The following is a 23222-nucleotide window of genomic DNA, read 5'->3' as shown; positions in this document are numbered from 1 at the left end:
GTCGCAAGATGCGACTCGGCGAGCGCCATACCGACGGCGTTGGAGATGCCTTGTCCGAGCGGCCCGGTCGTGCTCTCGACGCCAGGTGTATGTCCATATTCCGGATGGCCGGGTGTTCGACTGCCCCACTGCCGGAACTGCTTGAGGTCATCGAGGCCGAGGTCGTAGCCAGTCAGGTACAGCGACGAATACAAAAGCATCGACGCGTGTCCACATGAAAGCACAAAGCGATCGCGATTGACCCAGTTCGGATCGGCGGGATCGTGTCGCATGTGCTTCATGAAGAGCCGGTACGCGAGCGGCGCAAGCGCCATCGGCGTCCCGGGATGGCCGGACTCCGCTTTCTGAACCGCATCCATGGCGAGGGTGCGGATGGTGTTGATGCAGAGGAGATCGAGATCGGTCGCGGAGGTGGTATCGGAGACGGCCATGAGAGGATTTGGCTGGAGACGTGTGAAAAATAGTCTCCCAGTTGTCATCCTGAGCTCGACGCCAACGCGCCTTAGCGAAAAGTCGTATACTATGCAGGGAAGGGACTATTCTTTGACTAGAGTCGGGTGCCATGTACCCACAACCTGCCGGTACCGCCGTGCGCGCTAGTCTCACCTCAATTGCGAGTCAATCGAGCACGCTGACTGCGCCTGACACCCTACTTCTCAATCAACGCATCGGCGTAGCCGTTGATGAGCTCAAGTCAATGGGATGGCCTATTGAGCGGATCATCATAAGGCTCAAGGAAGTTGCTTTGGAAGTCGGTTTCCAACCATTTCGGGAGCACTTTCTCACAGTGACCGAGATTGAACACCGAGAAGCCATTTGGGATGAGGCCATCACGCAGTGCATCGAGCAATACTATCGGTGAGCCGTTCATACACACGATAAGAAAAATACGAGTCCCCCCCACCGAGAAAAAACAAAGGTCCCAGGAGCTCATAACTCCTGGGACCTAGCCATCTAGCCCCGTTCTACGGGCCCTTCGAATCGCCTCGCGCGGCAATCTTCACTTCCGAACGCGGACCGACGAACAGCATCCGACTGAACGGGCTCTTCGCGTCGCGCACTACGTTCTTGGTCGACGTCTGGCGAAGGTACTGACCGACATCGTCGGGCGTCGCCGTTGGGTTCGACTCGAGGAAGAGCGCGGCCGCACCGGAGACGTAGCCTGCCGACATCGACGTACCGTTCCAGAGTTGCACAGTTGGCGACTGATCCTTGTCGAGACTGGGCAGAAGGACGGAATCGCCTGGAGCGTAGACATCGACGCACGGTCCCCATGCGGTACCTGGCGCGCGCCGATCGATCGGGTCGCCTGCACCGCGATCGCTGTCACGCACGAGCGCCGACGCGCCGACTACGATCGTACCTTCGGCATTCCCCGGCGACACGCGGCACGCGTTGATCTCGAGATTGCCTGCGGACACGACCACTGGAATGCCAGCGGCGCGGAGCGCGGCGACGGAGCTGTCGAGCGCCGGAATGCGCGCAGCGGTATCGGCGATGAACGACCAGTTCGCGACGGCGGGCGTGCCCGGATGCCGCTTGTGGTCTTCGATGGCCCACTTCGCTCCGTCGACGATGCCCTTGATCGTTCCGCGCAGCTTCTCGCACTGCACCATCTTCACGTCGACGATCTCGGCTTCGGGCGCGACGCCGAGCGTTTTGCCCGCAATCGCGCCGGCGACAGCGGTGCCGTGCGCGTTGCAGAGGGCCGGATCTTCGGGAAACGCCGAGTAGCCACGACGGACCCGACCAACGAGCTCGGGATGATCCATGGAGACGCCGCCGTCGAATACGTAGACGGTGACGCCGCGACCGGTACCGTTGTGGCGGTAAGTGTGATCGAGCGGCAGGTCGCGCTGATCGATGCGATCGAGCGCGAATGAGACGGTATGCGCAGCGACAAGTGGTCGGGCGCTGTTGGCGGCGAAGCTGTAATAACCGGCAGTTGCTACGGTCGGCTTCGTGCTCGACAGGCCCGGCTGAGATGCCTGCGCGCACCCGAAGATCGCCACAGCAGCCGCGCCAAAGGCGACGCGGCGAGGGACGTTCGGTGTCGTGAAACGGGAGCGCATGTTACAGCCGGATTAGTGTCGCACCTTGATGGTGAATCGAAGCTCTTTGTCTGCCGAACGAGCGCTGCAGTCGTCGCGCGAGAGAACATCGAGTTCAAATCAACCGCTCTGCAACTGCACTTAAGGAAAACGGCGTGCCACTGGAATCGTGAAGACGAGAATTCTGCGTCGCGCTCGCCAAGCGACGTGGTGCATGGGCGCGCAGCACGTCGCGCGCGAGAAATTCGCGCGGCGGATAAGAGAGCGCGCGTACAATGCGTCGTCAACGACGTCATTTGGTACGAGCGATGCTTTTGGTGTTCGACTGCTTAGCAGTCGTGAATCGCGGCGAACGCGATTTCAGTCAGAGTGCACTTGGGCAGAGGGTAGAGGGTTGAGGGCAGAGGGTTGCTGGGCAGAGGGCAGAGGGTTGCGGGCAGAGAGTATTGCGCGCAGAGCGTGATCACGTGTCGTGGCCCGCAGGCCACAGCCGTCGCTCGTTCGCCGCACGCTCTACTCTCTGCTCTCTACTCTCTACTCTCTGCCCTCTGCCCTCTGCCCTCTGCCCTCAACTCTCTGCCCGACTCTGCGCGCTACGGCGCCAGCATGTTCGCTCCGCGACTCCGACAATTGCCCGTTGGTCCAGGGTGCGAGAAGCGCAGCGCGATGCCGGCATGAAAGAGGACCGCGTTGGCGGATCCATGTTCGCTCGGGCCGAGCGCCGTCGTAATGCGGCGGCCGCCGAACGTCCCGTAGCTCTGGAAGAAGGGAGCGATCCACATCGGACAGGCGATTGGAATGTCGTAACCCAGCGCAATCTGGAGCGCCGGCCGAGTCATGTTCAGCCGAGATGGCGTGGTCGTCGTCTGCGCTGTTGGAAACGAGCCATTACCAACTCCTAAACCGCCCTGAAAGTACAAATTGTCCAGAACGGAGCCGAAGGGATAGCCGATGAACGTCAGCGACGCGAAGACGGATCGCGAGCTTCCGATCGGGGTGTCCTTGTGCCAGCCGGCGACCTCGAATGCGATGACGCCGCGTGCAGTCATCTGGACGCCAATGGCCGCGTCGCCACTGGGTCCGCTGAACTGATCCTGGCCGGTGGAATTGGCGGGACCCGAATGCCCGAAGCCGCCACCGAGGCTGCCCCAGAAGTGATTGCCGGGAATTTGTGCCGTTGCGCGCTGGGCGCCGAGTGTGGCGAGCGCGATCAGCACAACGTATCGAGCGGCGCGCTGGGAGAGGGAAGAGCGACGCGCCGTAGAGCCTTTCGAGTTCACGATAAGTAAAGACTAAAGAAGGTTAGTGGTGTGTAACGAACAGCTCCAATGCTACGCGAAACCAGGTTCTTCACGGAGTTTCGGGCCTGGGGGTCGCTGAAACCGCTGACACGGCGCTGAAACCGCTGACGGACTCCGTGTGCAGAGACGGCTCCGCGCCCAGTGATGTTTTGAATTTGTGAATGCGTCGAACGTTTCGCCGATCGTTGGAAGCTTCCCGTGCCCCATTGCCCTCAACCCTTCCCGGAATTCGAGTCATCCTCCTCGCGCGAGCCGCCGCCGTACTTGCTCCGGTACTCGCCGTCGTGACTCTCGATCGGCTCGGAACCCGATCGATCTTCGTCCTTCTTGCTTCGTCCCGTCTTTTTCCCCGTCAGTCCCGTGTTGTGCGCCTCGGCGCGATCGCCGTCGGCGCCGTGGATGCCTTCCGTCGCCTCCGAACCGACACCAGTCGGCGACGTTTTAGGTACGTGCGCGGGTTGTTGCTCTTTCTCGTCTGACATGGGAGTCGCTCGTGGTTGGTGGTTGGTCGTTGGTAGTCCGAATCCACCAACCACCAACAACCGAGCACCTATTGGGGCAATGGGAGTGCCATGGCGGCGGAGGGCAGAGCGCCGAGGGCTGAGGGTGGGCGCCGTCACGCGCGGGGGTTATCGGTCGTCAAACATTTGGTCCAAAAACCGCCCTCCGTCATCTTCGCGTCACGCCAGTGAATCCGCCCACAGGATCACCAAGCACACCCTCCGGGTCGTCGCCCGACGGGGGGACTGCGGGCGCCCCAAGCGCGGCGATGCTCTCGCGCGAGCTCGCGGACTTTCTCGTCGAGCTCTCGATCGCGATGCACAAGCACGCGATCTATCCCCCGGGACATCCCCTGCTCGAGGGCGCGGTGGACGCCGTCTCGAGGAAGCTCTGGGGACTGCTCGTCGATCGGCCGTCACTCTCCATCGGCGTCGCGCGCCGGCAGCTCGTGATCGAGGGAGTCGCGACCGACCCGAATCACCCGCTGCTTCAGGAGCTCGCCCAGAGGCTACATCGGCACCACCTCGGCGCCGTGAAGGTCACGCGTGGCGTGGAGCGGAGCGAGATCGCGGAGACGCTCGCGACGCTGGCGATGGACGCGGGACGGATGGAGCGACCGCTCGGCCTCATGACCGACGAGCTGGCGGGAAAGTGGGATCACGTCCGCCTTTACGCGCTCACGTACGACCGGCTCGAGCTGCTCGACGACGACTCCCTGAAGCAGAACGAGAATCAGATGGGCGCGGGACGCGCGGCCCAACTCTGGGTGGGACTCGCACGCGCGGCGCTTGCCGCCGATTCCACTAGCGCCGCGGACGACTCGACGCCACTCGAGCCGTCGGTCGTCGCGCGGGCGATCGACGAGCACCTCCGCGAGCAGGCGTACGATCAGGTCATCGTCGGCTACATGCTGCAGATCGCGAACGAGCTGAAGGCAGGCGGCGGCTCGGACGGGCAGGCGACGGAAGCGGCGGCGCTCCAGAACCGCATCTCGCGCATGCTCGGTGCGCTCCGACCCGAGACGCTCACGCGGCTGCTCGAGATGGGCGGCGACACGTTACAGCGTCGCAAGTTCGTGCTCGACGCGACACAAGGGATGACGGCCGAGGCGGTCGTCGATCTGCTGAAAGCCGCCGCCGCGGCGGAGAAGCAGACCGTCTCGCACGCGATGATTCGCGTGTTGTCGAAGATGGCGAAGCATGCGGAGGCGGAGACGACGGGCGAGTCGCAGCGCGCCGTCGCCGACCGGAGCCTGCGCGAGGCCGTGAGCCGGCTCGTGGGACAGTGGTCGATCGACGATCCGAATCCCGAGGCGTACAGCGCGGTGCTCGAACAGGTGTCGCGCGCGGGTGCGCCTAACGTCGCCCAGTTGCCTAACGCGTCGATCGACGGCGGCGGCTGCGAGCCGGAACGCATCGTCCAGATGGCGCTCGAGCTGGGAGTGGTTGGACACACGATGTGGCGCGCGGTGGACCGTGTGGCGCAGGAGGGACGGGTCGGAGCTCTCCTCGAGATGGTCGACGGCGCACCGGATCGCGCGATGGCCGATGCGATCGTGAAGCATCTCGCCGATACGGGCACGCTCAAGCGGCTGCTCGGCGCCGACCGGATCGAATTTCCGGTGGTCGAGCGATTCGTCAGGCTGACGGGCGTCGCGAGCGCGCCGGCCCTGCTCGAGGCGGCGGAGCGGGCGACGGAGGCGAGGGCGCGCGAGCGGCTCTACGAGATCGTGGCCAAGGGAGGAGCAGCTGCGGTTTCGTCGGTCGCGAAGCGCCTTGCCGAAGCATCCCAGGGCGGCGGCCGCGCCGTTGCGCAGCGCGAGCTGCTCATGCTGCTCGGCAAATTGATGACGCCGGAGATGCCGCTCCCACTCGAGGTGGACCTGCGGCGCTTTCTGCGGCACGAGGACGCTCACGTCAGGCGCGAGGCGGTGCGGCTCCTGCTCCGCGGTCCCAAGCGGGACGAGGCGCTGCTCGCCGGCCTCGGTGACGAAGACGGGCGCATCGTGTATCTCGCGCTCACGAACGCGCTGGAGCGCTGCTCACGCGAGGGATTGTCGCTCATCCGCGGGCGCGTGGAGCGCGGCGAGCTCGACGCGTCGCTGCGCGCGTTAGGCATCCGCGCGGTCGCGACGATGCGAACGTCGGACACTTTGCGCTGGCTCATCGATCGCGTGACGACACGATCCGCGCTCCTGCGTCGTCGCAAACTCTTGCCGACGTCGCCAGAGACGTTGGCGGCGCTGACGGCGATCTGGATGTCGTGGAGGCAGGATCCTGAGGCGGGGGAGGTTCTTGGTTTGGCGTCGCGGAGCAAGATCGCTGAAGTGCGGAATGTGGTGAAAGGGCAGGTGCCGGTTCAACCGCCGCGTGCGGCTTAACGCATTATGGTTTGCCATCCCGGAGTGGCGCTGGCCACAGGCGGCGCACGTATCTACTGCTTGACACGGACAAGACCAGACGGAGCCGGACAAAGCCGGACAAAAGCAAAAGCTGTGATGCCCCTCCAGCCCTAGCCCCTAACCCCTGAGTTCCCTAGTCCCTATCACCGTGCCCGACCCCTTCAAATTCCTCACCTCACTCGCTCAAGCGCTGTCGACGATGGCGCTCTACACGAGCAAGCATCCTGCGCGCGAGCGTGCGATCGATCGCTCGTATTCCGCGCTGCGTGAGCTGCAGGTCGAGGATCCGAAGCCGCAGTTCTCCTTCCTCGGTGAGGAGACGGTGTACGGCCAGCTCTCGTTGCGCGATCTCCGAGAATGGGAATGGGCGACGCGACTCGGCGACGCCGGCGTGCAGCGGCTCGAGTTCGAGCCCGACGTCACGCGCGAGGAATACGAAGAGTTTCTCGAGCAGGTGCTCGCGCGCCTAACGCTCGCGGCGATCGACAGCTCGGAGGCGCGACAGACGCGGCCTGGCGCAATCAAGTTCGGCGCGATCGGTGTGCGCGGCGAAGCGAAGAAGTTGACCGACGTCGTTGAAGCAAAAGTGCCGGTCGCGACGATCGCCTTCTCGCTCGACGAGGAAGCAGCCGCGGTTCAGTGGATGCATGGCGAAGTCGGTGAGCACGGCACGTTGCCGTTGGCCGAAGCGGAAGCCGTCGTGCGGTCGCTCTCGCTGGCGATGCACGGCGAGCGACACATGCTCGTGCCGCTGCTCGAGCTTCGTGAGTTCGACGAATACACGACGACGCACTCGCTGAACGTCTCCGTGTTGACGATGGCGCTGGCCGAGTATCTGGGGCTGGGTCCGCGCGAGGTGCGGACGTTCGGCGTCGCCGGACTGCTGCACGATCTCGGGAAGGTGCGCGTGCCGACAGAGATCCTGAACAAGCCCGGCAAGCTCACGGATGACGAGCGCGCGGTGATGCAGCGTCATCCGTCTGACGGCGCACGGTTGATCATAACGAGTGATCGCGATCTCGACCTGGCGGCGGCAGTGGCCTACGAGCATCACATCATGATCGACGGAGGCGGATACCCGCACTGTCATTTTCAGCGCGCGTGTCATCCGGCGAGTGTTTTGGTGCACGTGTGTGATGTCTACGACGCGTTGCGAACGAATCGGCCTTATCGGGCGGCGTGGGAGGCGACGAGGGTGCTCGAGTACATCGCGGAGAGGGCGGGTAGCGAGTTCGAGCCTGGCGTCGCGGGGAAGTTCGTCGCGATGATGAAGGATTTGGAGGGAAGAGTGCAGCGAGTCGCGGCGTAGGGTCATCAGGCTTCGTTTAACTCGTGAGCTCGAGACGCGAGACGTGAGCGAGCTCGAGACGCGAGATGTGAGCGAGCTCGAGACGCGAGATGTGAGCAGTGAGATCCGGCCTTTTCGAAGTGGCGTGCTCGCATCTCACCCGGTACGGCGAGCCCAGCTCCGAGCCGCGAGAAGGCAGCAACCAGCGGGGAGATTGAGCTGAGCCACGAGCAGGCTCGCGTCTGAAGCTCACTCACCTCGCGTCTCCAGCGGATTGTGAGTAGTACGCCGCCAGCCTGTCGAACGCGGCCTTCGGCTCCCAGCGCCTAACGGCTATGCCACTCTCGCCATCGAGCACTTTGACGATCCCGCGGCTCGCGAGGATCATCGTCAGCTCGCTGCCGCCGGCGTCGGCCGAGCCGTGAAACGACGCGCATCCGAATTCGGTGATCGCGACCGGCTTCCCTAACGATCGGCCGTGCGCCACGAACGCGCGGATCTGGTCGCGGAAGTACGCGGCCATCGGCCCGGTTCGATATCCCGCGTCGGTCGCGATGAAGTCGAACAGTGTCCAGTCCACTCCCTCGTGCGGCAGCGACGCGTAGCTCACCCTTCCTGCGAATCGTGCGCGGACGACGTCCACCGCGCGGCGCAAGAAATCCTTCATGCGAGCGCGGACCTCGGATCCGGTGAGAAGGACGATCTCTCGTCCTCCTCGCCGCAGCCGCTCCGCGAACACCGCGCACTCGCCGAGGAGCTCGAGCAGCGCGTCGATCGTCAGGCCGTTCGTGAACGGCGAGATCCAGACTTCGAGCCCCGCATCGGCAGCCGCATCGGCGGTGACTTCCAATCGGTGGACGTCGCCTCCGGTGATTCGGACGGCGTTGCAGTGCAGCTCGTCGCGGATGATCCGCAGCTCGCGCCTGACGACCGCGGGATCGAATGGTTCATGCGTGCTCGTACCGGCGCTGAGAAAGCCGGTATCGTAGGTGATTCCCTTGCCTCGCATTGCCTGAGTCTAGTGGACTTAGCCTGCTTCGACGGGTCATTATGCCTGATCGCCCTCCGTTTTCCCGCGCGTGTGCAAGTTCGCGCGTCTCCTCCGTCTCCTAGGAGCAACCTTTTCAGGGGATCAACATGCGGACATTCGTTGTCATTGCGCTGGCGGCGGTACCGTTGACGGCATCGGCGCAAGGATGGGTGGTACCTCGCCCGTGCTTCATGCCGATCGATCGGGTGCAGCCGGCGTTGCCGATACAGGCGTGCGATGCGCAAGTCGTGAGGGTGCGCAGCGACGTGCGAGCGGAGCTCGTTGGCAACGGCGCGTCGCGCGTCGTCCGCTACGAGGTTGAAGAGCGTTTCGTAAACAATGGCGCGCGCGTCGGCGAGGCGGACTATATGTTCCCGCTGCCCAAAGGCGCCGCGTTCCAGGACCTCAAGCTCTCCATCAATGGAGAGCTCGTGAGCGGTGAGACGATGAACGCCGCCGACGCGCGGCGCATTTACGAGGACATCGTGAGGCGCCAGCGCGACCCGGCGCTCGTCGAGTGGATGGGTTACGGGCTGCTGCGAGCGCGCATCTTTCCGATCAACCCCGGCGAGGAAAAGCGCGTCGTCGTGCGCTTCCAGATGGTGGCCGAGCGGGAGGGGGACGCACTGCGCGTCGATTACTTCCGCGGTGCAAAGAACCAGCCGGCACCGACGCGGGAATGGACTCCTGCCGATCGCGGTAACACGACATTCACTTTCATATATCCGCGCACGCCCGATCTGGGAACCGCGTACTCGCCGACGCACGCGGTGGACGTGGCGGACAACGACACGGAGCGGCGCGTCGACGTCCGCGGGGACGCGAGTGAGCTCACGCTGCTGATTCCGGTGCGGGCGCACAACGAGGCTGCGATCAGTGTGCTCGCGAATGCGCCCGGCGGTGAGGACGGCTTTGCGCTCATCTCGTTGGCGCCGCCCAATACGATGGCGCGCGGCGACGTCACGCCACGCGACGTCACCCTCGTGCTCGACGTCTCGGGCTCGATGAGCGGCGTCAAGATGCAGCAGGCGCGCGCTGCCGGGCGGCAGCTGCTCGGTACGCTCCGCGCCGAGGATCGTTTCCGGCTCATCGACTTTTCGTCGGACGTGCACACCTTCCGCGACGAGTTCGTAGGCGCGACGCCGGAGAATCTGCGCGCGGCCGAGCAATATCTGAACGCTCTGGAGGCGCAGGGGTCGACGAACATCTCGGGCGCGCTGCGTGAAGCGTTAGGCGCGAATCGCGGACCCGAAGCAAGCGAGCGCATGCCGGTGGTGTTGTTCATCACCGACGGCGAGCCGACGGTTGGAGAGCGCGATCCCGCGCACATTGCCGACGCGGCCAGTCATGATCGCGGTGCGGCGCGGGTATTCACGTTCGGAGTCGGCGCTGACGTCAACGTCACGCTACTCGAGCAGCTCGCGCTTCAGGGACAGGGTACGGCGCAGTTCGTTCGTCCGGATGAATCGGTCGAGCGCGCGGTGAGCCTCGTCGCCAGTCGCATCACCGATCCCGTGCTCACGGATGTTCGCGTGCACACCGATGGCGACGTCAGGCTCTCGAAGATCCTGCCGGAGCAGCCGGTGGACCTGTTCGCCGGCCAGGACCTCGTGCTGCTCGCTCGTTATGCAGGGCACGGCAGCGCGCGCGTCATCTTCGAGGGGAAACATCGCGGCCAGACCGTGCGTTGGACGTCGACGGTGGACTTCCCGGACCGCGAACGCGACAATCCATTCGTCGCGCGACTCTGGGCGACGCAGCGCATCGGCTGGCTCGCGGCCGAGAAGCGCAAGAATGGCGCGTCGAGCGAGATCGACGACGAGATTCGGGGATTGGGTGAGCGTTTTGGAATCCCGACGGAGTTCACGTCGTATCTCGTGACGGAGCCGAACATGGTCGCGAACGGAGGTGGGCTGCAGCGACGCGGTTTACCGGTGGGAATGTCGCCGGCAGCGGCTCCGATGCGCGATCAGGCGTTCGAGCAGGCGAAGGCGGCGTCGGCACAACGCGCGGCGACGTCCCTGGCATACTTCGATTCGACCAGGACTGTCGCGGGCGGAGCGCTTGCCAGAGCCACGAAGCGCGCGGGCTCGCACACGTTCATACTGAAGGATGGCACGTGGACGGATCTTCGCCCCGCTCCGACTGGCGCGTCGGCGAAGACGGTTCGGATCAAAGCGTTCTCAAAGGCGTACTTTGATCTGATCGACGCCGTACCCGAGCTGCGCGCGATCTTCGCGGTCGGCGACCGGGTGACGGCGCAGGGACGGGCGGTGACGGTGATCGTCAGTGAGAGTGGGTCAGAACAGTTGAGCGCAACGGATGTAGGTGCGTTCGTGAAGGGTTGGTAACGCAATGTCATCACAGAATTCCGGGAAAGCGAGCTTGAGGCTCGAGAAGTGAGTGGTGAGATCCGGCCCTTTCGATGTGACACTCAGGCATCTCACCCACCATCGGCGAGCCCAGCTCCGAGCAGCGAGAAGGCAGCAACGAGGTGCGAGATTGAGCTCGAGCCGCGAGCAATCTCGTATCTGAAGCTCGGCTTCTACGTACACACAGTACATCCGTCGTCGCTTCGCTCGACAAGAAGAGGATATTGACCGACATCGACCGTCTCTTCCACACCTATCACCAGCCGCTGGTTCGGTATCTCGTTAGGCGACTCGGTGATCGCGACTGGGCGGAGGAAATCGCCCAGGAGACGTTCGTGCGCGCCCTGCGGCAGGAGACGATCGTGAGCGAACGCGCGTGGCTCTTCGCGGTGGCGACGAATCTCGTGCGGGACGAAGCACGCAAGGACGCGCGGCGACGGCGGCACCTGGAGCTCCTCCGCGAACAGGCACGCGCAGAGGAAGCGGTCGAGCCCGAGCCGACGTCGCTCGAGCGGGCGCAAGAGGCAGCGGCGGCCCGGCGTGCTCTGGAGTGCTTGACCGAAAGGGATCGGGAGGCGCTCCTGATGCGAGAAGAAGGATTGGACTATAACGAGATTGCCGCGGCACTGGAGCTCTCGGTCGGATCGGTAGGCACAACGCTCGCCAGAGCGCGACGTCGACTGGTCGAAGCGCACGAAGCGATGCAACGCGACAAGCTCGGTACACGAGGTACGCATGCAGCATCTTGAGGAAGGAACCATTCACGCCTGGCTCGACGGTGCGCTCGACGCGGAGGAATCGGCTCGCGTCGAGCAGCACGTGACGGAGTGCGCGATGTGCGCGAACGCCGTCGCCGAAGCGCGCGGTCTCGTCGCGGGCGCGTCGCGAATTCTCGCGGCTCTCGACGACGTGCCGTCGGGCGTAATACCTGGTGGTGGGGGCGGCACGTTCGGAAGTGGCTCGGCCGCGACGCGGCGTCCGCGCTCGTTATGGACGGTGACGCACATGACGCCTGCGCGCGCCGCGGCGGCGGCAATCGTCATCATGGCAGCCGGCACCGCGCTCGTTATGCATAACAAGCCGGGGTCGCCGCCTGTCGCGGGCATTTACCCGATCAAAGCCGGGCAACCGGCGCGCAATCAGCCGGTGCCGGCGACGCCAACTCCCGCGGTGGTGCCTACAGTCGCGGACTCGATTGGCTTCGCCCGCCCAGAGCCAAGCGAACGGCAGAGGGCGAAGGTTCTCGTGCTTCCGGCGCCGGCTCCCGCTCCTGCGCCATTGCCGTCGCCAGGAAGGAAGGCGGCGGGCGAGGAGATGCAGAGTGCGGCTGTGAGCCGGGTATCGTCGAGCATGGATTCCGTTGCGGTGGCGCCGGCCGCCCCGGCGCGCGATCTGGTCCGAACTGATTCGGCTCGGCGACTCGCGGCGCAGGCTAACGCGTCGGTCACCGCCACTGCTGCGCCGGCAGTCGCCGGGGGCGAGCTGAAGCGCGCCGGAGCGCCGGTGACGGCGCGCATGGCGGTAAGGCTGCTCGCACCACAGCCACAGTACGCAGGCTGTTACTCCGTCGCCGCGCGAGGGGATTCGCTCGCGCCGCTCCCGAAGCTGTTGTCGCTCGACACGTTGCGCTTCGATCAGGTGATGGCCGAACGCCGGCCGTCGGTCGCTGGCAGCCAGCCTCCGGCGACGACGTTCGCCGTCAGCTCAGTCGCCGACCACGCTGCGCGGCGGATCGACAGCGCGTCCTGGCAGCCAGTCCCAGGCGGCGTTCGCATCTCGTTCGGCCGCACGCCAGTGGAGCTCAAGGTCGCCGCGGACTCGATGTTGTCCGCTGGCGGCGTCGCCGGGCGAGGCGTGGGGATGACGCTCCAGCGAGTGGATTGTCCGTGGAACCGGTAGTCTCCTGAACGCAGACCCGGGCACGAAAACTGACTACCCACGGGGAATGCGTATCCTGGAGAAGGCAGTGGCGACGAGCGCGGAGCACGAAGCATTGGCGGTTCCACCCACAATCGGTGCAGGCGTCGGCGGCTCGTACGACAAACGGCGCACGCGACGTAGCGCCTTGCTTCGTATCGCTGCGCTCGCGGCCGTCATCGTCGTGCTCACCATAGTCGCGTTCAAGCTGGGATGGTTCGACTTGCAGCACGCGACGGCGATGATCGAGAGTCTCCAGAGTGGACACAATCTCGCGTCGGTCGCGGTGCTCTTCTTTCTGCTCTGCTCGGTGACGACGGCAGCGGGCTTTCCCGCGCTTCCATTCACGGTCGCCGCCGGCGCGATCTTCGGCCACCTCCTCGGCAGCGCACTGAGCTGGGCCGCGGCACTCGTGGGGACGATGTTCGGTTACGCGATCGCGCGCTTCGTTGGCCGCGAGACTGCGCGGCGCTGGCTGGCGAAGCGGGCGGTCGGTGCCGCGCTCACGCAGTCGACGAGCTTCATGACGCTGCTGCGCTTGAGGCTCGTCCCGGTGATTCCGCTCAGCGTCGTCAACTTTGCGGCAGGCCTGGCGCGGACGCGATTCGGGGTCTACGTCGCGGCAACGGCGATTGGAATCCTCCCGACGACGGTGGTGTTCGCGTACTTCGCGGACAGCCTGGTGCGGGGGCTCCAGGGGGCGAAGACGCACGCGTACTGGGACGTCGGGATCGCGAGCGGGGTGCTCATGTTGATGTCGTTACTGCCTTTGGCGCTGAAGAAAATGAAGTGAAGGTGGGGATCATCGAGGAAATCGAAATTATTCAGCGACCCCAGGCCGCCGAGATGCGGGCGGTTCTGATCGCGTGAAGGAGTTGCGCCTGGCCGGCGACGGTTCGGGCCTGGCCCTCGAGCTCGATCGCGGGCGCGTCGCGGGCCTGGATCATCGCGTAGACCGACCGGCCGTACGTCGTCGACACGAGATCGATATGAGCGGGCGCGCCCGAGATGAAGACGTCGCACTCGCTGGTGATGCTGTTGGTCCACCAGCCGGCGTGCGCGGCGCCGCGGTGTGAGGACGCGCGCAGGGTCCCTGCGGCCCCGGTCCAGCTCGCGGACTGACTCGTCTGGCTGCCGGTGGTGAAGTCCTCCGGCACTTCGGTCTCGACGATTCCCGAGCCGACGCTCTGCCAGCCCGAGGCGTCGACGCGATCGTTGCAGGCCGAAAGCGTCTCCGTCGTCGCGCCCTGCAGGCTGACGACCAAACCCTGCGAGGAGCCGAGCGAGTCGGCGACGGCGAGCGTGAGGCTGTCCGATATGGCAGCAGCGAGGGCAAGCTCCGCGGCGTCGCCACGCGGGTAACGTTGACACGCCGCCACGCCGATGGCGATCGTCGTTAGGTAAAGACAGTAGCGCGGGATCATGTCGGCTGCGAGATCGCGGTGCAGGCGGCGTTCGTATAATTGCCGCGCAGCGTTCGTCCGCCGTCGAACTTGCCGACGAAGGCGATGACGTTCGTCATGTACGGCCCGTGCGACGGCGAGGGCGCACCGATGAAGAAGTCGCTGATCACCGCCACGCCGCCTCGTTCGTTAGGCGTGATCCAGACTCGCACCTGGCGCAGGCGGTCTTCCTCGGGCGTCCGGAGACATCCCTGGACTGGAACACGGCGGAAGGCGGCGGCGATGGTCGTTTCGATGTCGTCGGCGGCGCTGGCTTCTCCGGTCACGACCTCGACGGCGTCGACGCGCGCCTTTGCGGGATCGGGTCGCAGCTCGCCCCGCGTTCGCTCGTCGAGGAGGAGTCGCACTTGCGAGAAGTTGACGGTGCGACCGGTGGGCGTGTTGGGGCTGTGCGCGTTCGGAACGCCGACGAAGCCGAGGTGGGGCACGTAGGTCATCGCGGCGACGCCGTGTTTGGCGTTCGAGACGCGCGCGCCAATCTCGACGTCGGGCGCGAACTGGGAAACGATCACCGCGACTGGCAGCGGCACGGAGGGGCGCGTGACGAGCCCGTAGACCTTGAAGAAAACGATCGCGAGCGCGATGCCGATTAGAAGAGCGGGGATGGAGAGAAGGCGCACGGGCGAAGGGGGATGGGGCCTCGTAGCTGACGTGTACGGTGGAGTGAGGTCACGTGCATTGCCGGCCATCCCGTGCGCGGCGTATCGGGATCATCGGGGAATCTCGGGAAAGCGCGCGAGCTCGAGACTCGAGAAGTGAGTGGTGAGATCGGGCCTACTCCGTGGGGCCTGAGTGCGACTTCGAAAAAGCCAGATCTCATTACTCACGTCTCGCTTCTGGAGCTCGCCCTCGACGCGACTCGTCCCGAGAATTGCCGAAGAACCCAGTGTTGTGCATAGTGCCCCGGAGGGTCCACTGAAGCCGGCCGCGGGGGTCGGGGTACGTCCCCAGTTCCAGTCACAGTCCCGCCGTTGCTCTTCTCCCCTGAATAGGCGCATCGTTATTGCTTGTGAGCGCCTCATTATTCCCCAACCCCTATCCCTTGGCGCCTAATCCGCCCGCAGCATCCAAACGCGATCGCCGGTCACCGGGCCGCGGCCTCGACCATCTCGTGATCGAATGCGTTACGCCGGGGCTGGACGGGGGACTGTACGCCGTGAAGCGCGTCGTCGGCGACAGGGTCTGGATCGGCGCCGACATCTTCAAGGAAGGACAGGATCTGCTCGCCGCGCGCGCGATCTACAAAGGGCCGGGCGATCCAGGTTGGTGTTCGTCACCGCTGACCTTCGATTTCGATAACGATCGGTGGTTCGGCTCCTTTGTCGTCGACCGTCTCGGCATGTGGCGGTTCAGCGTCGAGGCGTGGACGGACGCGTTCGGCACGTGGCGCTCCGAGCTTCGGAAGAAGGTCGACGCCGAGCAGGACGTGCACGTCGAGCTGCTCGAGGGGGCGCTGCTCGTGCGCGCGGCGGCGCGGCGGGCCAAGTCGCCACCGATCCGCGCGTCGCTGCTCCAGACGGCGCGCATGTTCGAGGATCGGCGCGACACGTCCGCGGAGGCGCGGATCCAGCGCGCCTTCGATGAGGATTTGCTCACACAGATGAACGAGCTCTTCCCGCCGCGAGATCTCACCTGTTACTCACGTGAGCTCTCGGTCTATGTAGATCGGCCCCGCGCGCGCTTCGCCGCCTGGTACGAGCTCTTTCCGCGTTCGCAGGCGGCCGACGGTAGTCACGGGACCTTCGACGACGCCGCGAAGCGGCTGCCGCGCCTCGCGGAGCTCGGTTACGACGTCGTATATCTGGCGCCGATTCACCCGATCGGTCGCACGTTTCGAAAAGGGAAGAACAACAGCTTGACGCCCGAGCCCGACGACGTCGGCAGTCCGTGGGCGATCGGCAACGAGAATGGCGGCCACACGGCAATCGAGCCCGCGCTCGGTACCGTCGAGGACTTCGAGCGATTTGTCCGCACCGCGACCGCACACGGACTCGACGTTGCGCTCGACTACGCGCTCCAGTGCTCTCCGGATCACCCGTGGGTGAAAGAGCATCCCGACTGGTTCCACATCAGACCCGATGGGACGATCCAGTACGCCGAGAATCCGCCGAAGAAGTATCAGGACATCTACCCGCTCAATTTCTGGTGCGAGGACAGGCAGAATCTCTGGAACGCCTGCCGGGATATTTTCTTGTACTGGATCGCGCGCGGGGTAAAGACGTTTCGAGTCGACAATCCGCACACGAAGCCGCTGCCGTTTTGGGAGTGGGTCATCGCCGAAGTGCAGCGCGACCACCCCGACACGATCTTCTTCGCCGAGGCGTTCACGCGTCCGAAGAAGATGAAGAGTCTCGGCAAGCTCGGCTTCACGATGTCGTACACGTACTTCACGTGGAAGAACACCGACTGGGAGCTGCGCGACTACTTCGAGGAGCTCACGAACACACCGATGGTCGAGTACTTCCGCGGCAACCTGTTCGTGAACACACCCGACATCCTCAACGAGTATCTCGTGCACGGCGGGCCGGCGGCGTTTCGCATACGCTTATTGCTCGCGTCAACGCTCCTGCCGCTCTATGGCATCTATAGCGGATACGAGCTCTTCGAGAATGTGCCGGTGCGCCCGGGCAGTGAGGAGTATCTGGATTCGGAGAAGTATCAGATCAAGCCGCGCGATTGGGAGGCGCCGGGCAACCTCAACCCGATGATCCAGCTCCTGAATCGGGTGCGGCGCGAGAATCGCGCATTGCAGCGCCAAGACAATCTCACGTTTCACACGAGCGAGAATCCGCGAGTGCTCTTTTACCGAAAGGCAGCGACCGTGCGCCCACGAGAATGGACGGGAGGACGAGCGTCGTACTACACGGTACCACAGACGATGATCGACGACGTGGACGACGGCGAGCGCGATCTGCTCGTCGCGGTGACGCTCGATCCGCGCACGGCGCACGATACGATGGTGCACGTCCCGCTGGCCGAGCTGGGACTGCCCGACGACGCGACTTACATGGTTCAGGATTTACTAACGGGCGTGCGCTACACGTGGCGCGGGGCGCGCAACTACGTGCGGCTGGATCCGATGACGGGGCAGGTTGGGCATGTCTTCAGGGTCGAGGGTCTAGGGGCATAGGGGCTAGGGAATCGACTTCTAGCCCCTACTCCCCTAGCCCCTAGCCCCATCTCTCCATGTCCGATCCCCTCTGGTACAAAGACGCAATCGTCTATCAAACCCACGTGAAGTCGTTCCGCGACGCGAACGCGGATGGCTACGGGGACTTTCGTGGATTGACCGATCGCCTGGACTACATCCAGCAGCTCGGCGCGACGTGCGTCTGGCTTCTGCCCTTTTATCCGTCACCGCTGCGCGATGATGGGTATGACATCTCGTCGTACGAGGCGATCAACTCGACGTACGGCACCGTCGAAGACTTCCAGGCATTCCTCGACGCCGCGCACGAACGCGATCTGAAAGTCATCACGGAGCTCGTCATCAATCACACGTCGGACCAACATCCATGGTTCCAGCGCGCGCGCCGCGCGGCGAAGGATTCGCGCGAGCGCAACTGGTACGTGTGGAGCGACGATCCGAACAAGTACGCCGGTACGCGCATCATCTTCACCGATACGGAGACGTCCAACTGGACGTGGGATCCCGTCGCGCAGCAGTTCTTCTGGCACCGCTTTTTCAGCCACCAGCCCGATTTGAACTTTGATAATCCAGAGGTGGTCGAGGCGGTGAAGAACGTGATGCGCTTCTGGCTCAGGCTGGGCGTCGACGGACTGCGGCTGGACGCGATACCGTATCTCATCGAGCGCGACGGCACCAATTGCGAGAATTTACCAGAGACTCATGCGGTACTGAGGGATCTGCGTGCTACGCTCGACGCCGAGTACGAGAATCGGATCTTTCTCGCCGAGGCAAATCAGTGGCCGACGGACGTTAGGCAGTACTTCGGGAAATCCGACGAATGCCACATGGCATTTCATTTCCCGGTGATGCCGCGCATGTACATGGCGCTGCGCAAAGAGGACCGCACGCCGATCGTCGACATCATGCGGCAGACGCCGCCGATCCCCGAGGACTGCCAGTGGGCGATCTTCCTGCGGAACCACGACGAGCTCACGCTCGAGATGGTGACCGACGACGAGCGCGACTACATGTACAAGGAGTACGCGCGTGAGTCGCGAATGCGGATCAACGTCGGCATTCGCCGGCGTCTCGCGCCGCTGATGGACAACGGTCGCCGGCAGATCGAGATCATGAACGCGTTGCTGATGTCGATGCCGGGGACGCCGATCATCTATTACGGCGACGAGATCGGGATGGGCGACAACGTCTACCTCGGCGATCGGAATGGTGTGCGCACGCCGATGCAGTGGTCGACGGATCGCAACGCGGGCTTCTCCGACGCGGACAACGCCGCGCTCTACAGTCCGGTGATCGTCGATCCGCCGTACGGCTATCAAGGGATCAACGTCACCGCGCAGGAGCGCACGTCGACGTCGTTGCTGCGGTGGATGCGGCGGCTGATCGCCGTGCGTCGCGAGTTCAAGGCGTTCGGTCGCGGGACGTGGGAGCCACTACATCCAGACAATCGGCGCGTGCTCGTGTTTTTGCGACGCTACAAGGATGAATTGATTCTCTGCGTCAATAATCTCTCACGTTTCGCGCAATACGTGGAGCTGGACCTGCGGGAGTTTCTGGGAATGGTACCGCTCGAGTTGTACAGCAAGAACACTTTTCCGCCGATTGGCGAGCTGCCGTATCTCTTGACGATGGGTCCGCACAATTTTCTCTGGTTCAGGCTGATGCCGGCGGAGCAAGCGAAGCAGTACCAGCAAGGGGTCAGGGCCTAGGCTAAGTAGGTAGACAAAAGTTCTGCTACAAACTGATGGAGTTTCGATGATCAAAAGCACTGTGAGCACGCGCTTCAGTCGAGATCCGCAATCATCCGGGAAGTTCGGGCTGTGCGCAGGGGTGAAAGAGAGAGAGGCCGCTGAGAGCACTGACACGCAGCGAAGCAATTTGTAGCAAGACTTTTGTCCACCTACTTAGCGAGGGTAAGCACGGCTGTACCGCCTGGGGAGTCCAGGGTATTGGGGACGCGAATCACGCGAATGTGGAGCGAATCGAATCCAGGTGCCTGCGGCCTCTATCATTCTTTTGATGGAATTGACGACCTGAGTAGAGCAATGCTCGCCGGCTGCTCTCACCATCTCGATTACAGGCCACTATCCCCTTCTTCAGATGAGCGAAGCGAGCCAGGAGAGACGATTGGTGGATGAATCTGGCGCCACGCGTTCCGCGTCCCGCGCCCCGGAACTGCGCGTTCGCTCGCTCGCCGATGCGCTCGCACCTAACGAGCTGCGTCGATTGGCGACGGAAGACATCGCTGCCTTTCTCGCGACCAAGCGATGGTTCGGAGCAAAGGCCGGCAATCCGACCTCCGCGCGGGTACGGGACGCGATCGCGCTGCCGTGGGAAGGTGGTCGATTCGCGATCGCGCGACTGGACGTGATCACCGAAGGAAGCACCGGCGGCGCGAAAAGCTATCAGCTCCCCCTCTGCGTCCGGGGCGACGAGGAGCTCGGCGATCGAAAACCGAAGAGCATTATCGCGCGCGTCATCGCCGAGCAGGAAGAAGGGCTGCTCTTCGACGCGGTGGAGGATGGCGCTTTCCTGCGCGCGCTGGCGGACGCGATCGGCCGCGGCGGAACTTTCGGGGCCGGCGCGTCGCGGTGGATCATCGAGTCGCTGAGCGCAGTGCCACTCGTCATTCCGCCGACGTCGGAGATCCGCGTCGGCTCCGTCGAGCAGAGCAACACGTCGGTGATTCTCGGTGCCGGAGCGATTATGAAATTGTTTCGTAGACTCGAAACCGGCGCCAATCCCGACGTCGAGCTCACGCGGTTCCTCACCGTCGACGCGGAGTTCCCGCATACGCCGTCTCTCCTCGGCGTCATTCGCTTCGAAGACGACGGCGTTCCGACGATCGCGGGGATGCTCCAGGAGTACCTGGCGAAATCGATCGACGCCTGGGCCCATACCCTCGATTGCGCGCGCCCGTACTTCCAGTCGCCGAAAGATCGCGAGATCCAGAACCCGTTTCTCGGCGATGCCGCGCGATTGGGCGTCGTGACGCGCGCGCTGCACGAGGCGCTCGCGACGGGAACGGGTGCCGATCTCGCGCCGGAGCCCGCGAGCGCCGCGCTCGTCGAGCAGTGGGCAGCGCGCGCGAAGCAGTGGATTCGTGATGGCCTGGCTCTTCTCGACAGACAGCTCCGCGCCCGTGCGCTGCCGAAGGAGCGAGCGCCGGAGGCAGAAGCGCTCGTGAAGCGCGCGGATCGGTATGTGGGTGTCGTTGATGAAATACTAAACGACATCCGCGGCGACGCCGGACTCGCAATCCGCGTTCACGGTGACTACCATCTCGGCCAAGTGCTCCGCACGGCACGCGATGACTTCATGATCATCGACTTCGAGGGCGAGCCGGCGCGGTCGCTCGCGGAGCGGCGCGAGAAGGCGAGTCCGTTGCGCGACGTCGCCGGCATGTTGCGGTCGTTCGCGTATGCGTCGGCGACGCTGGGCATGGAAGCAACGGCGCTCGACGTCGGCACGCGCGAGCTGCGCATCGGTCGGTGGGAGCGCGACACGCGCGACGCCTTCCTGCGCGGCTATCTCAGCGACGATGCGAACGCGAGCGGCATTCTCCCGTCGGATCCGGCGCATACGCGCGCGTTGCTCAAGTTGTTCGAGACGGAGAAGGCGTTTTACGAATTGGCGTACGAGTTGAACAATCGGCCGGACTGGGCGTGGATTCCGATGCGCGGCATCGCCAAGCTGCTTGCGTAGGATTTCTGTGATCCTGAGCGAAGCGAGGCGGCGCAGGCTTGGAGAGCTGTCGGGTCACTGGGCTCAAATGTTGCTCTCCCAAACCCCCTCACTATGCAGACGTGGCAGCTCGAGCGCGGCGCGAGGGTGATCCCCGGAAAGGCAGTGCAATTCGCCGTCTGGGCTCCGTGCGCGAAGCGCGTCCGCGTGCGCCTGACGAGTGATGGCGTCACGATGGAGCGAGAGCTGACTCGTCACGACGACGGAGTCTTCGAAGCAATCGTTGCCGAAGCCAAGGTCGGAACAGAGTACGGTTACGTCCTCGACAATCGCGATACGCCGCTGCCGGATCCGGTGAGTCGATGGCAGCCGGAGGGCGTGCACGGTCCCTCGCGCGTCGTCGACCCGGGCGCGTTTCAATGGACTGACGACGTGTGGCACGGCGTCGCGATGCGCGACCTCGCGATTTACGAGCTGCATGTCGGCACATTCACGCGCGACGGAACGTTCAGTGCCATCATTCCATATCTGCGGGGGTTGCGTCGAGATCTCGGGGTCAGTGCGATCGAGATCATGCCGGTCGCACAGTTTCCAGGTTCGCGAAACTGGGGCTACGACGGCGTCGATCTGTACGCGGTGCAGAACAGCTATGGCGGGCCCGACGGATTGAGGCAACTCGTGAACGCCGCGCACGCCGAGGATCTCGCCGTGATCCTCGACGTCGTCTACAACCACGTCGGGCCCGAGGGGAATTATCTCCCGTCGTACGGGCCGTACTTTACGGAGAAGTACAAGACGCCATGGGGCCCCGCGCTCAACTACGACGACGCCGACAGCGATGAGGTACGGCGCTTCGTCGTCGACAACGCAAGGTACTGGATCTCCGAGTATCACATCGACGGCCTCCGTCTCGACGCGGTGCACGGAATCTTCGACTTCAGCGCGAAGCACTTGCTCGAGGAAATTGCCGACGCCGTGCACGAGCTCGGAACGCAGCTCGGTCGCCGGGTCGTCGTGATCGCCGAGAGTGATCTCAACGATCCCAAGCTCGTTCGCTCGACCGACGAATTCGGTTACGGTCTCGACGCGCAGTGGAGCGACGATTTTCACCACGCGGTGCATGCGCTGCTGACCCAGGAGAAGGAGGGTTACTACGCCGACTACGGCGCCGTCGAGCATCTCGCCGCGTCGTTGCGCGAGCCGTTCGTGTACGACGGTGCCCGCTCCCGATATCGGCGGCGACGGCACGGCGGGAAGTCGGAGGGATTGCCGCGCGAGCGATTCGTCGTCGCGATTCAGAATCACGACCAGGTCGGGAATCGCGCGCTGGGCGATCGTCTGTCGACTCTGTTGGCGCCCGATCAACTGCGGCTTGCGGCCGCGTTGTTGCTACTGTCTCCGTACGTGCCCCTGGTTTTCATGGGCGAGGAGTATGGCGAGACCAACCCGTTCCAGTATTTCGTGAGTCATAGCGATCAAACACTCGTCGACGCGGTGCGCGGCGGACGGCGCCGCGAGTTCGAATCGTTCGGTTGGGGCGAGGACGTCCCCGATCCGCAGGACGAGGAGACGCTCCGTCGCTCGGTCCTCGATCGCTCGCGCGCGTCGCAACGGGAGAACGCGGGGCTGTACGCGCTGTATCGCGATCTCTTCACGCTGCGCGACGAGGAGCCGATGTTGCGTCCGGACGGAGCGGACATCGTCGTGAGCGAGCGCAACGGCTGCATAACGATGCTCCGCTCGTCGCGCGACGCCCGCGGCAACGCGCTCCTGGCGATCTTCAACTGCACGTGCGAGCCGAGCGAGCCGGCGCTGCCCGATGGCCACTGGACGCTTCGCCTAACGACGGACGCGTCCGGTTACGGCGGTGAGGGACGACTCGCCGAGGCGTGGGCAGACGCGAGGGGAAACGACGAGTGGAAAGAAGCGCGTGGGGCGTGGGGCGGGATGCGCGGAGCGTTAGGCGTCGCCACGGCCGACGAGCCTCGTCGCCTCCTCGAATCGAAGCCGACGCAAACGGTCTCGCTCCCTCCATGGACCGCTGTGCTGTTCGCTAGCCCCTAGCC

General features: G+C 64.3%; 18 protein-coding genes. 11 read left to right on the top strand and 7 right to left on the bottom strand.

Going from position 1 to position 23222, the window contains the following annotated elements:
* The coding region (locus VGH98_17695) for a hypothetical protein (GenBank protein HEY2377811.1) at nt 1-431 on the bottom strand (431 nt) is incomplete at its 3' end.
* A gap of 131 nt (nt 432-562) precedes the next feature.
* Between VGH98_17695 and VGH98_17690 the strand changes: the two genes are divergently transcribed.
* Nucleotides 563-862: a hypothetical protein gene (locus VGH98_17690; protein HEY2377810.1), complete on the top strand. Its 300-nt coding sequence runs from the start codon at nt 563-565 to the stop codon at nt 860-862.
* 103 nt (nt 863-965) lie between these two features.
* Here VGH98_17690 and VGH98_17685 read toward each other — a convergent pair whose 3' ends face one another.
* The 3 genes from VGH98_17685 to VGH98_17675 form a co-directional block, all read right to left on the bottom strand.
* A complete protein-coding gene (locus VGH98_17685) occupies nt 966-2072 on the bottom strand; it encodes a S8 family peptidase (protein HEY2377809.1) in 1107 nt (368 codons plus the stop codon).
* 572 nt (nt 2073-2644) lie between these two features.
* Nucleotides 2645-3268, bottom strand: coding sequence for a hypothetical protein (locus tag VGH98_17680; protein HEY2377808.1), 624 nt, complete (start codon nt 3266-3268; stop codon nt 2645-2647).
* A gap of 296 nt (nt 3269-3564) precedes the next feature.
* Nucleotides 3565-3834, bottom strand: a complete 270-nt coding sequence (locus VGH98_17675; GenBank protein HEY2377807.1) for a hypothetical protein — start codon at nt 3832-3834, stop codon at nt 3565-3567.
* 287 nt (nt 3835-4121) lie between these two features.
* On the opposite strand from VGH98_17675, the gene VGH98_17670 reads away from it, so the two are divergent.
* On the top strand, nt 4122-6233 hold the full coding sequence (locus VGH98_17670; protein HEY2377806.1) for a hypothetical protein: 2112 nt from the start codon (nt 4122-4124) through the stop codon (nt 6231-6233).
* Between the two features lie 169 nt (nt 6234-6402).
* Nucleotides 6403-7563: an HD domain-containing phosphohydrolase gene (locus VGH98_17665; protein ID HEY2377805.1), complete on the top strand. Its 1161-nt coding sequence runs from the start codon at nt 6403-6405 to the stop codon at nt 7561-7563.
* A 232-nt stretch (nt 7564-7795) separates the two neighbouring features.
* Here the strand turns inward: VGH98_17665 and VGH98_17660 are convergent, their stop codons facing one another.
* Nucleotides 7796-8551: a hypothetical protein gene (locus tag VGH98_17660; GenBank protein HEY2377804.1), complete on the bottom strand. Its 756-nt coding sequence runs from the start codon at nt 8549-8551 to the stop codon at nt 7796-7798.
* 128 nt (nt 8552-8679) lie between these two features.
* Here VGH98_17660 and VGH98_17655 point away from each other — a divergent pair, with 128 nt between their 5' ends.
* The 4 genes from VGH98_17655 to VGH98_17640 all read left to right on the top strand — a co-directional run bounded on the left by VGH98_17655 (nt 8680) and on the right by VGH98_17640 (nt 13654).
* Nucleotides 8680-10923 (top strand): VIT domain-containing protein, encoded by a 2244-nt coding sequence (locus VGH98_17655; GenBank protein HEY2377803.1) that lies wholly within the window; start codon nt 8680-8682, stop codon nt 10921-10923.
* Between the two features lie 245 nt (nt 10924-11168).
* The gene (locus VGH98_17650; protein ID HEY2377802.1) at nt 11169-11693 is read left to right on the top strand and encodes a sigma-70 family RNA polymerase sigma factor; all 525 of its coding nucleotides are present in this window, start codon (nt 11169-11171) and stop codon (nt 11691-11693) included.
* Nucleotides 11680-12843, top strand: a complete 1164-nt coding sequence (locus VGH98_17645) for a zf-HC2 domain-containing protein (protein ID HEY2377801.1) — start codon at nt 11680-11682, stop codon at nt 12841-12843. The genes VGH98_17650 and VGH98_17645 overlap by 14 nt, the downstream gene beginning before the upstream one ends.
* Nucleotides 12844-12889: 46 nt before the next feature.
* Nucleotides 12890-13654, top strand: a complete 765-nt coding sequence (locus VGH98_17640; protein ID HEY2377800.1) for a VTT domain-containing protein — start codon at nt 12890-12892, stop codon at nt 13652-13654.
* Nucleotides 13655-13685: 31 nt separating this feature from the next.
* On the opposite strand, the gene VGH98_17635 is transcribed toward VGH98_17640, so the two are convergent.
* Both VGH98_17635 and VGH98_17630 read right to left on the bottom strand, forming a co-directional pair.
* Complete coding sequence (locus VGH98_17635) at nt 13686-14285, bottom strand: hypothetical protein (protein HEY2377799.1); 600 nt, start codon at nt 14283-14285, stop codon at nt 13686-13688.
* Nucleotides 14282-14944: a hypothetical protein gene (locus VGH98_17630; protein ID HEY2377798.1), complete on the bottom strand. Its 663-nt coding sequence runs from the start codon at nt 14942-14944 to the stop codon at nt 14282-14284. Before VGH98_17630 ends, VGH98_17635 begins: the two co-directional genes overlap by 4 nt.
* Before the next feature lie 491 nt (nt 14945-15435).
* Here VGH98_17630 and VGH98_17625 point away from each other — a divergent pair, with 491 nt between their 5' ends.
* The 4 genes from VGH98_17625 (at nt 15436) to treZ (ending at nt 23220) form a co-directional block, all read left to right on the top strand.
* Nucleotides 15436-17454, top strand: a complete 2019-nt coding sequence (locus VGH98_17625) for an alpha-1,4-glucan--maltose-1-phosphate maltosyltransferase (GenBank protein ID HEY2377797.1) — start codon at nt 15436-15438, stop codon at nt 17452-17454.
* 56 nt (nt 17455-17510) lie between these two features.
* Nucleotides 17511-19181, top strand: a complete 1671-nt coding sequence (treS, locus tag VGH98_17620; protein HEY2377796.1) for a maltose alpha-D-glucosyltransferase — start codon at nt 17511-17513, stop codon at nt 19179-19181.
* A 391-nt stretch (nt 19182-19572) separates the two neighbouring features.
* The gene (locus VGH98_17615; GenBank protein ID HEY2377795.1) at nt 19573-21177 is read left to right on the top strand and encodes a hypothetical protein; all 1605 of its coding nucleotides are present in this window, start codon (nt 19573-19575) and stop codon (nt 21175-21177) included.
* A gap of 93 nt (nt 21178-21270) precedes the next feature.
* Complete coding sequence (gene treZ / locus VGH98_17610) at nt 21271-23220, top strand: malto-oligosyltrehalose trehalohydrolase (protein ID HEY2377794.1); 1950 nt, start codon at nt 21271-21273, stop codon at nt 23218-23220.
* The last annotated feature ends 2 nt before the right edge of the window (nt 23221-23222 follow it).

Source organism: Gemmatimonadaceae bacterium, from assembly GCA_036496605.1.
Lineage (GTDB): Bacteria > Gemmatimonadota > Gemmatimonadetes > Gemmatimonadales > Gemmatimonadaceae > AG2.
This window is presented reverse-complemented; position numbering and strand designations above follow the sequence as displayed.

What these genes read in the sequence shown, in the direction of transcription:
- VGH98_17615 (HEY2377795.1), top strand. Translation starts at nt 19,573, where the DNA reads ATGAGCGAAGCGAGCCAGGAGAGACGATTGGTGGATGAATCTGGCGCC.
- VGH98_17690 (HEY2377810.1), top strand. Translation starts at nt 563, where the DNA reads ATGTACCCACAACCTGCCGGTACCGCCGTGCGCGCTAGTCTCACCTCA.
- treZ (HEY2377794.1), top strand. Translation starts at nt 21,271, where the DNA reads ATGCAGACGTGGCAGCTCGAGCGCGGCGCGAGGGTGATCCCCGGAAAG.
- VGH98_17675 (HEY2377807.1), bottom strand. Translation starts at nt 3,834, where the DNA reads ATGTCAGACGAGAAAGAGCAACAACCCGCGCACGTACCTAAAACGTCG.
- VGH98_17645 (HEY2377801.1), top strand. Translation starts at nt 11,680, where the DNA reads ATGCAGCATCTTGAGGAAGGAACCATTCACGCCTGGCTCGACGGTGCG.
- VGH98_17670 (HEY2377806.1), top strand. Translation starts at nt 4,122, where the DNA reads ATGCTCTCGCGCGAGCTCGCGGACTTTCTCGTCGAGCTCTCGATCGCG.
- treS (HEY2377796.1), top strand. Translation starts at nt 17,511, where the DNA reads ATGTCCGATCCCCTCTGGTACAAAGACGCAATCGTCTATCAAACCCAC.
- VGH98_17640 (HEY2377800.1), top strand. Translation starts at nt 12,890, where the DNA reads ATGCGTATCCTGGAGAAGGCAGTGGCGACGAGCGCGGAGCACGAAGCA.
- VGH98_17660 (HEY2377804.1), bottom strand. Translation starts at nt 8,551, where the DNA reads ATGCGAGGCAAGGGAATCACCTACGATACCGGCTTTCTCAGCGCCGGT.
- VGH98_17685 (HEY2377809.1), bottom strand. Translation starts at nt 2,072, where the DNA reads ATGCGCTCCCGTTTCACGACACCGAACGTCCCTCGCCGCGTCGCCTTT.
- VGH98_17655 (HEY2377803.1), top strand. Translation starts at nt 8,680, where the DNA reads ATGCGGACATTCGTTGTCATTGCGCTGGCGGCGGTACCGTTGACGGCA.
- VGH98_17635 (HEY2377799.1), bottom strand. Translation starts at nt 14,285, where the DNA reads ATGATCCCGCGCTACTGTCTTTACCTAACGACGATCGCCATCGGCGTG.